The organism is Collinsella sp. 1033st1_E11_1033SCRN_220408 (genome assembly GCF_039062465.1).
Taxonomy (GTDB): domain Bacteria; phylum Actinomycetota; class Coriobacteriia; order Coriobacteriales; family Atopobiaceae; genus Parolsenella.
Genome location: NZ_JBCLNF010000012.1, coordinates 1 through 12511, shown reverse-complemented (window position 1 = coordinate 12511; position 12511 = coordinate 1). Strand labels below are relative to the sequence as shown.

Sequence of the window (12511 nt, the reverse complement as noted above, 5' to 3'; positions counted from 1 at the left end):
CCGCATCCGCGTGCGCCGCGTCTGCGTGCACCGCATCCGCATCCGCATGCGCCCTGTCGGCCCGGCGCTCAAATAACGTTTCGAGGAGTTACATGCTCAACGAGCTTTACCACAGTCTCAATCCCGTTGCGATTTCGATTGGACCCCTCCACATTTACTGGTACGCGCTTGCCTACCTTGCGGGCTTTGTCCTAACGGGCGTCGTGATCTACCGTGTCTCGCGTCGCTGGGGCCTGGATATTACCGGGGACGAGGTCGCGAATATCATCGTTGCGATGGCGTGGGGCATCATCATCGGCGCCCGCCTGTTCTACGTGCTCTTCTACGGTGATGGCTACTACTTCGCCAACCCGCTGAAGATCTTCGCCCTGAACGAGGGCGGCATGAGCTTCCACGGCGGCCTCGTGGGCGCCATCGTTGGTGGCTCGCTCATGTGCCGCTCCTGCCATCTCTCCGTCCCGACAGTCTGCGACCTCGGCGTTATCGGCGCGCCCCTGGGACTGTTCTTCGGTCGTTGCGCCAACTTCGTGAATGGCGAGCTTTGGGGCAAGCCCACGGATCTCCCATGGGGCGTAGTCTTCGAGACGGGCGGCAACGTCGCGCGCCATCCCAGTCAGCTGTACGAGGCCATTCTCGAGGGCCTCGTCATCTTCTGCGTGCTGTGGATGATGAGCCGACGCAGGCCCGCTCGCCCGCAGGGTACCTTCATGGGGACGTTCCTCGTGCTCTACGGCGTTTTCCGCTTCCTTATCGAGTTTGTCCGCGTGCCTGACGCGCAGCTTGGCTACCTGCTTGGGCCCATCACGATGGGTCAGCTACTGAGCCTGCCGCTCGTGTTGCTGGGCATCGTCGTGCTTGCGTGGGCGGCGCGTGCCAAGCGCCCGCAGATTGGGCACGTGGGGTAGGGGCGTCCGCATTCGCGCTCGATTTTGTGACGTAATCAAGCCGATCAAAGATATGTCCGCAGATGACGTATGCGACACTGCAAAAGTGATAAAGTTCACTAGTTGTGCGCATGTGCCTTAGACCGTGCGCACGCTAGCTTGCAGTATGGGCGCTGGCCAGAGGGACCGGCGCTGTGTACAAGAAGGAGACGTGAATGTCCGGACACTCTAAGTGGGCAACCACCAAGCATCGTAAGGGCGCGCAGGACGCCAAGCGCTCCGCGCTGTTCTCGAAGCTCTCCCGCAACATCACCGTTGCGGCCAAGCTCGGCGGCGACCCGCTCCCGGAGAACAACGCCTCCCTGGCTGCTGCCGTGGCTAAGGCCCGCATGTCCTCCATGCCGAAGGACCGCATCAAGGCCGCCATCGACAAGGCCTTTGGCGCTGGCGCTGACGCCGCGGTCTACTCTGAGGTCACCTACGAGGGCTATGGCCCCGCTGGCGTTGCCGTCTACGTTGACTGCCTGACTGACAACAAGAACCGCACCGCTGCTGACGTCCGCTCCGCCTTCACGCACTCCGGCGGCTCCCTGGGCACCACCGGCTCCGTTGCCTTCCAGTTCGAGCGCAAGGGCTCCATCGCTGTCGACAAGATCATCAAGTCCGATGACAAGAAGGTCGCCGACAAGGAGAACGCCGTCGACGAGGACGAGTTCATGATGGCCGTCGCCGAGGCTGGCGGAGACGATTACGAGGACGCCGGCGAGGAGTGGGTCGTCTGGACCGCCTATGACAAGATGCAGGATGTCCAGAAGGCGCTCGAGGCCCAGGGCATCGAGGTCAAGGGCTCCGAGCTGACCATGGTCCCCACCACCCCGACGACCGTCACCGTCGCTGACGCCAAGAAGGTTCAGCGCCTCGTCGACCGCCTCGAGGAGCTCGAGGACGTCCAGAACGTCTACCACACCATGGACGTGACCGACGAGATCGCCGCCGCCCTGGAGGAGGACGAGTAGACCTCGCCCAAGCGGTTCTAATCCCCGCCCAGTATGTATCGTGTCAGAGGTTCGGGGTATTCTAGAGCAAGACGCGCCCTGGTCGGGAGGCCGGGGCGCTTTTTGTTAGAAAGGGTGCTCATGGGTGGCTTCAAGCGCATCGTTCTCTTCCTGTTCTCGCTGGCGGGGCTCTTTGCCCTCGCCATGCTCGCCCTGCCTGCGTTTGGCATTGGCGAGGCGGAAATCTCCGCGTTTCTGTCGTATGACGCGGCCTATGTGGCGCTTGAGGTCTGTCTTGGCATGACGGCGGCGTGGCTCGTCTTCAACCTGCTGCGCTCGATCTTCTCGCGCCGCCCCAAGGCCGCCATCTCCGTCATGAATATCGAAGGCGGCGCCATCACGGTGACTCGCAACGCCGTTGCCTCGCAGGCGGGCCACATCGTGGAGGCCCTTGGTCTGGGCATTGCCAAGGATGTGGAGGTCCGCGCCTCAAGGTACGGCGTCGTCACCGTTGACGTACACGTGATGCCGTATGAGTCCGTCGATATCACGAGCGAGGCGCCGGTGCTCCACGAGGCGCTCGTGACCGGGCTCTCCGCCATGTGCGGCGAATGCCTGGGGGATATCAACGTTGAGTTCCTCGAGCCGCAGCGTGGTACATCCCTCGTTGTTCCCGTTGAGGAGGATGACGAGGGTGAGGGTGCTTCCGAGCGCCAGTCCGCTGAGGCCGTGTCTGCGGTTGCACCCACAGAGTCCACGGGTGACATCACGATTCCCATGAGCGTCGAGAAGGAGGCGTAAGACATGTCCGAGAAGCTCACTTGTCGCATCGAGCCAGCGGATGCGCCTGCTTCCGCCTCGTCAGGTAAGGCGCCAACCAACGGTTCGTCTGCAGCCAATGCTGCTGGTGCCCAGACCTCTGCCGCGCAGACTTCGGGCGATGCGGCGGAGTCTGCGAGTGGCACCGAGCCCGCGGCGCAGCCTGCGAGTGACCCCGAGCCCGCGGCGCAGCCTGGAGTCCTTGCGCGTGTCTCGCACTGGCTTGACGAGACGTTCCCCAATAGTCGCAATGCGGTTCTTGGCGGCGTAACCGGTCTTGTCGTGGCGCTTCTCCTCTTTACGATTGGCGTCCTGAAGACCCTGGTCATCGCCATCCTCGTGGTTGTCGGCATCGCCTGCGGCCAGTACCTTGACGGCGACCCCAAAATCGTTCGCTTTATCCAGAACCTGATGAAGAAGCGCTAGGGCGCCCGCTAAGGGTCACGCCCGTGATTGCCGGGAAATCCCGGTGGATAGGAGCCAACATGAGCACGAAGCCCACCATCGCGCAGGAGCCTGAGGTCGAGGCCCCGGTTACCGAGGAAACCGTCGAGGAGACGGCCGAGACTCCCGCCGAGGAGGCCGCCACTGCGTCGCTCGCCACCTCCGAGGAGGGTGACCTCACCTTCTCCGATGCCGATGAGGACCTTGATTCCGAAGACTCGCTCACCTTCTCCAACGGTGTCATCGAGAAGATCGTCGCCATTGCCGTGCGTGACGTCCCGGGCGTCCTTGGCATGAAGGGCGGCTTCATCAACCGCGTCCAGGAGACCTTTGGCGCGGCGGACCCCACGAAGGGCGTCTCCGTCGAGGTCATGCCGGACAGCTCTGTTCGCGTGAACATCTCCGTGCTCATCGAATATGGTGCGTTCGCCCCGCAGGTCTTCGAGGACGTCAAGAAGGTCGTCGTCAAGCAGGTCGTCGGGATGACGGGCCTTGAGGTTGGAGGCGTCAACCTGCGCATCGAGGACGTTCTCACTCCCGAGGAGTACGAGAACATGCAGGGCGGTAGCCACGACGAGGAAGAGGCGGAGTAGGCCGTGGGTCTCAGAGCCTCTCTCGCGCAGGGCCTCGGCCGCGCCTGCGCCGGCGCACTGCACATGGCGGGCCGTTCCGCCTCGCAGCTGCCTGGCCGCATCGCGCTCGCCATCGATCCTGCTTCAATCTCACACTCCGCCAAAAAGCTCACGCAGGGTGCCATCGTCGTGTGTGGAACCAACGGCAAGACGACCACGAACAACGTGCTCGCGAGTGCTGTCGAGGCAAGTGGCGCTCGCGTTCTGTGCAACCGCGTTGGCGCCAACATGGCTCCTGGCGTCGCGGCGGCCCTCCTTTCCGGCCGCTCTGCCGACTGGGCCATCATGGAGGCGGATGAGCTCTCCACGATCAACATCCTGCCCGAGCTCCGCCCACGCTACCTCGTACTCCTGAACCTCTTCCGCGATCAGCTCGACCGCGCCGGCGAGATCGAGCGCGTCCAGGACGTCATCGTCTCCGCGCTCTCTGCTTCGCCTGAGACCACGCTCGTGGCCTGCGGTGACGACCCCCTCGTCATGGGCGTCGCGCGTCGCGCGCGTGAGGCTGGCACCAAGGTGCTGGCGTTTGGCATCGGCGAGGACCTCCACCTGCCGGCGGACCGCGTGCCCGAGGCGCGCTTCTGCCAGGTTTGCGGCACGGAGCTCGCCTATGACTACCGCGCCTACGCCCAGCTGGGCGCCTTCCGTTGCCCCAAGGGAGACTTCTGCCGTCCCGAGCTTGACTGGCGCGTCACTGGCGTCAAGGTCGGTCGCGAGGGCGTCTCCTTCGACGTGAGTGGTGTGGGTCTTGATAAGCCCGTGCGTGTGAGTGCGAGCTTCGGTGGCGTATACATGGTCTATAACCTGCTCGCCGCCTTTGTGGGCGCGACTCTTGCCGGTACCACGCCCGAGCAGTTCCAGGCCGCTCTTGACGCATATCATCCGGAGAACGGTCGCCTCCAACATTTCCGCGTCGACGGGCGCGATGTGATTCTCAACCTGGCGAAGAACCCCACGGGTTTCAACCAGAACATTTCGCTCATGCTAGCGGATGACCGCAAGAAGGCGGCCTTCTTCGTCATCAACGACAACCCCAACGATGGTAAGGACATCTCCTGGATCTGGGACGTCGACTTCGAGCGTCTCGCTGTGGGGAGCCCCCGCGAGTGTGGCGGCGTCGTCGAGCCCGATGACCTCACCGTTGTTGCTGGCGGCCACCGTGCGGATGACGTTCGCGTTCGCCTGAAGTATGCGGGGATCTCGGCTCCTATCGCGCTGACCGTGCGCGAGGCGCTCGATGCCGTGGCAGACCTGCCGCTGGATCGCCCCCTGTATGTCTTGACGAACTACTCGGCCCTGTGGCCCGCGAAGGCGGAACTCGAGCAGATGGGGGAGCGACTGTGAGCGAAAAGTCCCTGCGTATCGCGCATCTCTATCCTGAGCTCCTGAACCTCTACGGCGACGGCGGCAATATCCTTGTGTTGCGCAAGCGCCTCGAGTGGCGTGGCATTCGCTGCGAGGTGGAGGAGGTCCACATCGACGACCGCCCGAGCTTCTCGGACGTGGATATCGCATTCATCGGCGGCGGCTCGGACCGTGAGCAGAGGATCGTCTGCGAGCATCTTCTGGCGGAGCGCGAGGAGCTCGTCTCCTTTGTCGAAGACGGCGGCGCCCTTGGTGCCGTCTGCGGCGGCTACCAGCTTCTTGGCCATTCCTACCTCATGGGCGACGAGGAAGTCGAGGGCCTGTCGCTCGTCGACCTCTACACGGATCGCGGCGCGCCGCGCCTCATCGGCAACATCGCCATCGAGAGTCGCATCGTGGACCGTCCCATCGTCGGGTACGAGAATCACGGCGGACGCACGCATCTGGGTGCCGGTGTAGAGCCTCTTGGCCGCGTGATCCATGGTCATGGCAACGACGGAAAGACTGGGTACGAGGGGTGCCTCTACAAGAACGTCGTGGGCACCTACATCCATGGCCCGCTGCTGCCCAAGAACCCCGGCGTGGCGGATTACCTCATCTCACGTGCACTCGAGCGCAAGTACGGCGACGGCTCCCTCGAGCCGCTCGATGATACTGCGGAGCTCGCTGCGAACGAGACGATGTACCAGCGCCTCATCTCCGGCGAGGAGAAGGAATAGCGCAGGCTCGTGCGAGCCGTGGAAAACGTCGAAGCGCCGCATGTCTCGCTGACATGCGGCGCTTCGTTTGATGTTGGGCCTGTGTGCGTGCGTGACCTTGCGCAAGCTCGGGCTCGTTTCGCCTACGTCGTCCAGGCTTGCGCGAGCTCAGGTTCGTTGCGCCTGCGTCGTCCAGGCTTGCCTTACTCCGCGAGGAAGTCGACCGCATACTGGGCGGCGAGCATGGAGCCACGCACGAGGACGGACTCGTCGGGGTCATAGAAGCAGCTGTGCTGTGGCCAGACCTTGCCGTTGGGATCTGCCGTGCCGCTGCCGAGAAACGCGAATGCGCCCGGAACCCTCTTTAGGTACTCGGAGAAATCCTCGCCGGGCATGGAGCCCTGGTAGCGAACGAGCGCGTCTTCGCCAAGCACCTCGCTGGCCGCGCGCATGGCACGTTCGCTCGCGGCGGCCTCATTCACGACGGTGGAGTGGGCGTTCTCGTACGTGAGCTTTGCCGTGCAGCCAAACGCCGCGGCGACGTCGTTTGCCATGCGTTCCATGAGGCTGGGAATCAGCTCGTGGGCATCCTCGTGGAAAGTGCGGACGGTTCCCTCCATCCAAGAGCTGCCGGCCATGACATTGCGTGCCGTGCCGCCGTGGAACTGGCCCACCGTCACCACGGCGGGCTCGAAGGGGCTCATGTTGCGGCTTACAATCGCCTGCAGGCTCTCCACGATGGCGGCTCCGGCGAGCACCGCGTCGGCGCCCTGGTTGGGCATGGCGCCGTGGGCGCTACGGCCGGTGACGTCGATGCGCCACCAGTCAGTCGCTGCCATGCGTGGACCGGCTTCTACGGAGACTTTGCCTGCGGGAACATCGCTCCAGATGTGCATGCCAAAGACGCCATCGACACCTTCGAGGACTCCGGCTGAAATCATGGTCTTGGAGCCGTCGCCGCCCTCCTCGGCCGGTTGGAAGACGAGACGAACTTCGCCTTCGAGCTCGTCGGTCATGCCGGCGAGGAGGCGAGCGGCGCCCAGGAGCATCGCAATGTGGCAGTCGTGGCCACAGGCGTGCATGAATCCGTCGTTTTCTGACGAGAAGGGCTCGCCGGTCCTCTCCGCCACGGGGAGGCCGTCGATATCGGCGCGGAGCATGATGCGTCGGCGCGCCGATCCGGCTGCGTCATAGGCGCTCTGGGCGGTGCCGCGGATGGTCGCCACGACGCCGGTTGCCGTTGGGCGCTCGTAGGGGATACCGAGGGCTTCGAGGTCTGCGCAGATCTGCTCGGTGGTGGCAACTTCGTGATAGGCAATTTCGGGATGGGCGTGGTACCAGCGACGACGGTCGATGACATAGTCGCTCGTCTCCACCCGCCTCGCGATGATCATGCTTGCGGCGCGTTTCTCGCGCTCGATATCCGCCCCTTGTGCCATGTGCATCTCCCCGTCGCTCAGGTCTAATCACCAATCGAGGGTAACACGCTCGCGCTTGCGGAGCTCCGCATGCGTCAAGATGGAACGCGATGATAATGGGGACGCTTCTGCGGTGGCTCGGATGCGAGCGAGAGGGGATGTGAGAGGGGAAATGGCGAAGAACGAGCTTACGCGTAGGGAGATTCTCGGTGTGCTCGGCCTTGCGGGGGCGTCGGTCGCACTTTCTAGCTGCGGACTTGGCCAAGACCCTGAGGGTGTCGCGACGCCGGGCACGGTGGCGTCCGTGGCACCGGTGCCCGCAACAACGGCGCCCGCGATGTCGGATTCTTCAGTCGCGGAGCGAATCCTCGGAATCATGACGCTCGAGCAGAAGGTGGCACAGCTCTTCTTCGTGACGCCCGAGCAGCTTACGGGCACGGATTGCGTGACCGAAGCTGGCGGGGCTATGGAGGCCGCCCTCGCCACCCTGCCCGTGGGCGGCGTCATATGCTTCTCGCAAAACATCGAGACGCCGGGACAGCTTCGCGAGATGCTTGCGAACGTGGGACGTTTCTCGACGGAAGCGGCCGCTGGTATCCCTGTGTTTCTCGGTGTGGACGAGGAAGGCGGGCCGCTTGTGTCCCGCGTCGCGAACTCACCAGGCTTCGACGTCGCGACCTTCCCCCATATGGCAACCATCGGAGCCACGGGAGACGTGACCCAGGCTGAGCGAGTGGGCACGGACATAGGTTCCTACCTGCATGAAATTGGCTTTAACGTCGATTTCGCGCCGGTTGCGGACGTGCTTACCAACCCCGAGAACACGGTTATCGGGTCGCGTTCCTTCGGCACGGACCCGCACTTGGTCGCAGACATGGTTGCCGCCGAGACAACCGCGATGCTTGCGACCGGCGTCCTTCCTTGCGTCAAGCACTTTCCCGGCCACGGCGACACGAACGCCGATTCTCACACGGGAGGGGCGGTGTCGACGCGTACTCGCGAAGATCTTGATTCGTGCGAGTTCGAGCCGTTTCGCCGTGCCGTCGCCGCCGGCGTGCCCCTCGTCATGGTGGGTCATATCAAGACGCCCAACGTCGCAGCGGACGATCTTCCCGCATCCCTCTCTCGCGTGATGATAGGGGAGACCTTGCGCCGTGAGCTGGGATTTAACGGCATCATCATCTCGGACTCATTCCAGATGGGGGCTGTGACCGAGCGCTTTTCGTCGGCGGAGGCGGCCGTCAGGTTCCTCGAGGCTGGGGGAGACATGATTCTCATGCCGGAGGACCTCGATGCTGCTTACCAGGGTGTTCTCGATGCAGTCGCGAGTGGCATTCTTTCTCGGGAGCGCATTGACGAGTCATGTCTGCGCGTGCTGGGGACCAAAGCCTTGCTCTAACCGTGTTCGCGCGCGCTGGGGCAGGGCCACGCTCCAGCCGTACCTGCGCGCGCCGGGGGAGGGCCGCGCCCTAGCTGCACCTGCGCTGGAAGCCAAGACGGGGCTGGGCGCCTAGGTACAAATCCCACCAAAATACTAGGTTGTACCTGGGCATTCGCACGCCTATTCTCAGGGGCATGCAAACAGCGCCAAACCGAGGGAGTTACATATGAGCGAGCAGCCCACCAATAACAGTGCCGCCAAGACCGTCGGGACCGTGTGCGTGCAGGGTGGCTATCGCCCCGGCGACGCCGAGCCGCGCCAGGTGCCGATCTGGCAGTCCACCACCTGGAAGTACGACACGTCCGAGCACATGGGCAAGCTCTTCGACCTCGAAGAGTCCGGCTACTTCTACAGCCGTCTCCAGAACCCCACCTGCGATCTCGTCGCGGCGAAGATCGCCGAGCTCGAGGGCGGTACTGCGGCCATGCTGACGAGCTCCGGTATGGCGGCAAACTTCCTCGCCATCTTCAACCTGGCTGCTGCGGGCGATCACGTGGTGGCGAGCTCCGCCATCTACGGCGGCACCTACAACCTTCTCGCCCACACCATGGGTCGCATGGGCCTCACTTGCACCTTTGTGGCGCCTGACTGCACGGATGAGGAGCTTGAGGCTGCCTTCCGGCCCAACACCAAGCTCGTCTTCGGCGAGACCATCGCCAACCCGGCGCTCGCCGTACTCGACATCGAGCGCTTCGCCGCCGCGGCGCACGCGCACGGCGTGCCCCTGATCGTCGACAACACCTTCCCGACGCCGGTCATGTGCCGCCCGTTCGAGTGGGGCGCCGACATCGTGACCCACTCCACCACCAAGTACATGGATGGCCACGCGGCATATCTCGGCGGCGTCATCGTCGACCACGGCCAGTTTGACTGGATGGCGCACGCTGACAAGTTCCCGGGCCTCACCACGCCGGACGAGAGCTATCACGGCGTCACGTACGCGGAGAAGTTTGGTATGGGCGGGGCCTTCATCACCAAGGCGACCGCGCAGCTCATGCGCGACCTTGGCCCCATGCAGAACCCGCAGGCGGCCTTCTTCCTCAACAGCTCGCTCGAGAGCCTGCACGTTCGCATGCCGCGCCACTGCGAGAACGGCATGGCCGTGGCCAAGTACCTCGCGAACCATCCCAAGGTGCGCTTCGTGAGCTACCCTGGCCTCGAGGGCGACAAGTACTATGACCTCGCTCAGAAGTACATGCCCAATGGCACGTGCGGCGTCGTGAGCTTTGGCTTCAACGGCGGCCGCGCCGCGGCGGAGACCTTTATGAAAAGCCTCGAGATGTGCCAGATCGCCACGCACGTCGCCGATGCCCGCACCTGCTGCCTGCATCCGGCGAACGCCACGCACCGCCAGATGAATGACGAGGAGCTCCTCGCCTGTGGCATCTCCGCCGATATGGTGCGTCTCTCCTGCGGCCTCGAGGACACGGCTGACCTGATTGCCGACCTGGATCAGGCCCTCGCCAAGTGCTAGCGCGCTAGCGGCTCGGCCACATTGCTCCGATGCGCCCCGTCGCGAACAACCGCGGCGGGGCGTTTTTTGCCGAGCGTGCGGAAGGCGGGGCGTTTTTTGCTGCGCGTGCGGAAGGCGGGGCGTTTTTTGCCGCGCGCGGAAGCTATTTGGTTTGGGCGCCGACTCCCCAAGGTTTGGCACCCCAATCCGGGCGTCCTGAGTAACACGCCGGCAACTTGTGGGTGTCGAAGCTGCGGTATCATGTCTTCTTGCGCGAGTTACCACGCTGTCTACGCGGCGCTCGCCGTCTGATGGCAGGCCGTCCGTACCGACACGGGATGGCCCAGACGAGAGGAATCATATGCACGACACCAGCACCACCCCCGCCGTCGAGGAGCAGGCCGCTAGCGCCTTCGCCGCCGAGACGGGCGCCATGCACGAGCACTCCATGCACACCCACACCGCCGGCGAGCTTCGTCGCGAGGACATCGGCCGTGAGGTTACGCTCACGGGTTGGGTGTGGCGTCGCCGCGATCACGGTGGCCTCATCTTCGTTGACCTCCGCGATCGCTCTGGCATGACCCAGTGCACCTTCGACCCCGAGCACTCCGGCGGCACCGCCTTCCACGCTGCCGAGACCATCCGCCCCGAGTGGCCCATCTGCGTCCACGGTGTCGTTCGCGGCCGTGACGAGGAGACCATCAACCCCAAGCTCCCCACCGGCGAGATCGAGGTTCGCGTCGACACCATCGAGATTCTCAACCGCTCCAAGACGCCGCCGTTCCAGATCGAGGATGGCATTGACACCGCCGAGGACACGCGCCTGCGCTACCGCTACCTCGACATCCGCAGGCCCGAGATGATGGCCAACCTCAAGCTGCGCTCCGATTTCACCTTCGCCATCCGCGAGGCGCTTCACAACCGCGCCTTCATGGAGGTCGAGACGCCGAGCCTCTTCAAGTCCACGCCCGAGGGCGCGCGCGACTTCCTGGTGCCCTGCCGCATCCAGCCGGGTCGCCTCTACGCTCTGCCGCAGTCCCCGCAGCTCCTCAAGCAGCTGCTTATGGTTGGTGGTGTCGAGCGCTACTATCAGGTCGCCAAGTGCTTCCGTGACGAGGACCTCCGCGCCGACCGCCAGCCTGAGTTCACTCAGGTCGACATCGAGATGAGCTTCGTCGACCAGGACGACGTCATGAGCGCTCTTGAGGACGTCCTCCACGACGCCTTCGCCAAGATGGGCGTCGACATGCCCACGCCGCTGCGTCGCATGGACTACTGGGATGCCATGGATACCTACGGCATCGACAAGCCGGACACTCGCTATGGCATGCACCTCGTCGATGTCACGGATATCTTTACCGAGTCCAAGTTCAAGGTCTTCTCCTCCGCTGCGAACACCGAGGGCTCCGTCGTCAAGTGCATCAACGCCAAGGGTGCTGGCACCTGGCCGCGCGCCCAGATCGACAAGCTCGAGGACGTGGCAAAGACCTTTGGTGCCAAGGGCCTTGCTTGGATCGCCTTCCGCGAGGACGGCTCCATCAACAGCCCCATCGTCAAGTTCTTCTCCGATGAGGAGATGGCTGCCCTTCGCGAGCGCGCTGATGTCGAGCCCGGCGATCTTGTGATGTTCGCCGCCGGCCCGCGTCTTGCTTCCTGCGAGATCCTCGGAGGCATGCGCTGCCACATGGCTGATGCCCTCAACATCAAGCGCGAGGGCCATGACTTCCTCTGGGTCGTCAACTTCCCGCTGTTCCACTGGGACGAGGAGCGCAAGGCCTACGCGGCGGAGCACCAGCCCTTCACCCTCCCGACTGAGTCTGACGTCGAGAAGATTAAGGCTGACCCGCTGGCGGCTGGCAGCTTCACGTATGACTTCGTCATGGACGGCTATGAGGCCGGTGGCGGCGGCATGCGTATCCACGACGCGGAGATGCAGCTTCAGATGCTCGAGCTCCTCGGCTTTACGGAGGAGCGCGCCCGCGAGCAGTTCGGCTTCGTCATGGACGCCCTCGAGTTTGGTGCGCCTCCCATGGGCGGCTTTGCCCTTGGCCTCGACCGTGTGTGCATGCTGCTTACCGGCTCCGATTCGATTCGCGAGGTTATGGCGTTCCCGAAGACCTCGAGTGGCTCTGACCTCATGAGCGACGCTCCCAGCGAGGTTTCTTCCAAGCAGCTCAAGGAAGTTGGCCTCCGCCTGATGTAGTCCGCCGGCGGCCTCAGTCGTCGCCGAGCTTCATAGCTACCTCGGGATGACAACTCGAACATGCGAAGGGCCCCGTCACCAAGTGAACTGCCTCCCATTTCTTGGACACAAGAAATGGGAGGCTTTTTATGGCTGGAAACGTTCTGTACGACGTCGGGG

General features: G+C 63.9%; 11 protein-coding genes. 10 read left to right on the top strand and 1 reads right to left on the bottom strand.

Annotated elements, in window-relative coordinates; genetic code table 11:
• Positions 1-92: 92 nt before the first annotated feature.
• The 7 genes from lgt to ABCN07_RS07275 all read left to right on the top strand — a co-directional run bounded on the left by lgt (position 93) and on the right by ABCN07_RS07275 (position 5858).
• The gene (gene lgt / locus ABCN07_RS07305; protein ID WP_343006055.1) at positions 93-905 is read left to right on the top strand and encodes a prolipoprotein diacylglyceryl transferase; all 813 of its coding nucleotides are present in this window, start codon (positions 93-95) and stop codon (positions 903-905) included.
• Between the two features lie 194 nt (positions 906-1099).
• Positions 1100-1900: a YebC/PmpR family DNA-binding transcriptional regulator gene (locus ABCN07_RS07300; RefSeq protein ID WP_293815065.1), complete on the top strand. Its 801-nt coding sequence runs from the start codon at positions 1100-1102 to the stop codon at positions 1898-1900.
• Positions 1901-2020: 120 nt separating this feature from the next.
• Entirely contained in the window at positions 2021-2680 is a 660-nt protein-coding gene (locus ABCN07_RS07295) for a hypothetical protein (protein ID WP_343006054.1), read from the top strand.
• 3 nt (positions 2681-2683) lie between these two features.
• Positions 2684-3124, top strand: coding sequence for a DUF2273 domain-containing protein (locus tag ABCN07_RS07290; protein WP_343006053.1), 441 nt, complete (start codon positions 2684-2686; stop codon positions 3122-3124).
• 59 nt (positions 3125-3183) lie between these two features.
• The gene (locus ABCN07_RS07285) at positions 3184-3735 is read left to right on the top strand and encodes an Asp23/Gls24 family envelope stress response protein (RefSeq protein WP_343006052.1); all 552 of its coding nucleotides are present in this window, start codon (positions 3184-3186) and stop codon (positions 3733-3735) included.
• A 3-nt stretch (positions 3736-3738) separates the two neighbouring features.
• Complete coding sequence (locus ABCN07_RS07280) at positions 3739-5118, top strand: MurT ligase domain-containing protein (RefSeq protein ID WP_343006051.1); 1380 nt, start codon at positions 3739-3741, stop codon at positions 5116-5118.
• The gene (locus ABCN07_RS07275) at positions 5115-5858 is read left to right on the top strand and encodes a glutamine amidotransferase (RefSeq protein WP_343006050.1); all 744 of its coding nucleotides are present in this window, start codon (positions 5115-5117) and stop codon (positions 5856-5858) included. Before ABCN07_RS07280 ends, ABCN07_RS07275 begins: the two co-directional genes overlap by 4 nt.
• A gap of 182 nt (positions 5859-6040) precedes the next feature.
• Here ABCN07_RS07275 and ABCN07_RS07270 read toward each other — a convergent pair whose 3' ends face one another.
• The gene (locus tag ABCN07_RS07270) at positions 6041-7276 is read right to left on the bottom strand and encodes an amidohydrolase (protein ID WP_343006049.1); all 1236 of its coding nucleotides are present in this window, start codon (positions 7274-7276) and stop codon (positions 6041-6043) included.
• 151 nt (positions 7277-7427) lie between these two features.
• Between ABCN07_RS07270 and ABCN07_RS07265 the strand changes: the two genes are divergently transcribed.
• From ABCN07_RS07265 to aspS, 3 genes are all read left to right on the top strand, one after another.
• Entirely contained in the window at positions 7428-8654 is a 1227-nt protein-coding gene (locus ABCN07_RS07265) for a glycoside hydrolase family 3 protein (protein ID WP_343006048.1), read from the top strand.
• Between the two features lie 208 nt (positions 8655-8862).
• Entirely contained in the window at positions 8863-10170 is a 1308-nt protein-coding gene (locus ABCN07_RS07260; protein ID WP_293815051.1) for an O-acetylhomoserine aminocarboxypropyltransferase/cysteine synthase family protein, read from the top strand.
• A gap of 412 nt (positions 10171-10582) precedes the next feature.
• Positions 10583-12352, top strand: coding sequence for an aspartate--tRNA ligase (gene aspS, locus ABCN07_RS07255; protein ID WP_343006063.1), 1770 nt, complete (start codon positions 10583-10585; stop codon positions 12350-12352).
• Positions 12353-12511 lie beyond the last annotated feature (159 nt).

Excerpts from the sequence above, each read along its gene's own strand:
- ABCN07_RS07290 (WP_343006053.1), top strand. The coding sequence starts at position 2,684 with ATGTCCGAGAAGCTCACTTGTCGCATCGAGCCAGCGGATGCGCCTGCT.
- ABCN07_RS07270 (WP_343006049.1), bottom strand. The coding sequence starts at position 7,276 with ATGGCACAAGGGGCGGATATCGAGCGCGAGAAACGCGCCGCAAGCATG.
- aspS (WP_343006063.1), top strand. The coding sequence starts at position 10,583 with ATGCACGAGCACTCCATGCACACCCACACCGCCGGCGAGCTTCGTCGC.
- ABCN07_RS07285 (WP_343006052.1), top strand. The coding sequence starts at position 3,184 with ATGAGCACGAAGCCCACCATCGCGCAGGAGCCTGAGGTCGAGGCCCCG.
- ABCN07_RS07260 (WP_293815051.1), top strand. The coding sequence starts at position 8,863 with ATGAGCGAGCAGCCCACCAATAACAGTGCCGCCAAGACCGTCGGGACC.
- lgt (WP_343006055.1), top strand. The coding sequence starts at position 93 with ATGCTCAACGAGCTTTACCACAGTCTCAATCCCGTTGCGATTTCGATT.
- ABCN07_RS07300 (WP_293815065.1), top strand. The coding sequence starts at position 1,100 with ATGTCCGGACACTCTAAGTGGGCAACCACCAAGCATCGTAAGGGCGCG.
- ABCN07_RS07295 (WP_343006054.1), top strand. The coding sequence starts at position 2,021 with ATGGGTGGCTTCAAGCGCATCGTTCTCTTCCTGTTCTCGCTGGCGGGG.
- ABCN07_RS07265 (WP_343006048.1), top strand. The coding sequence starts at position 7,428 with ATGGCGAAGAACGAGCTTACGCGTAGGGAGATTCTCGGTGTGCTCGGC.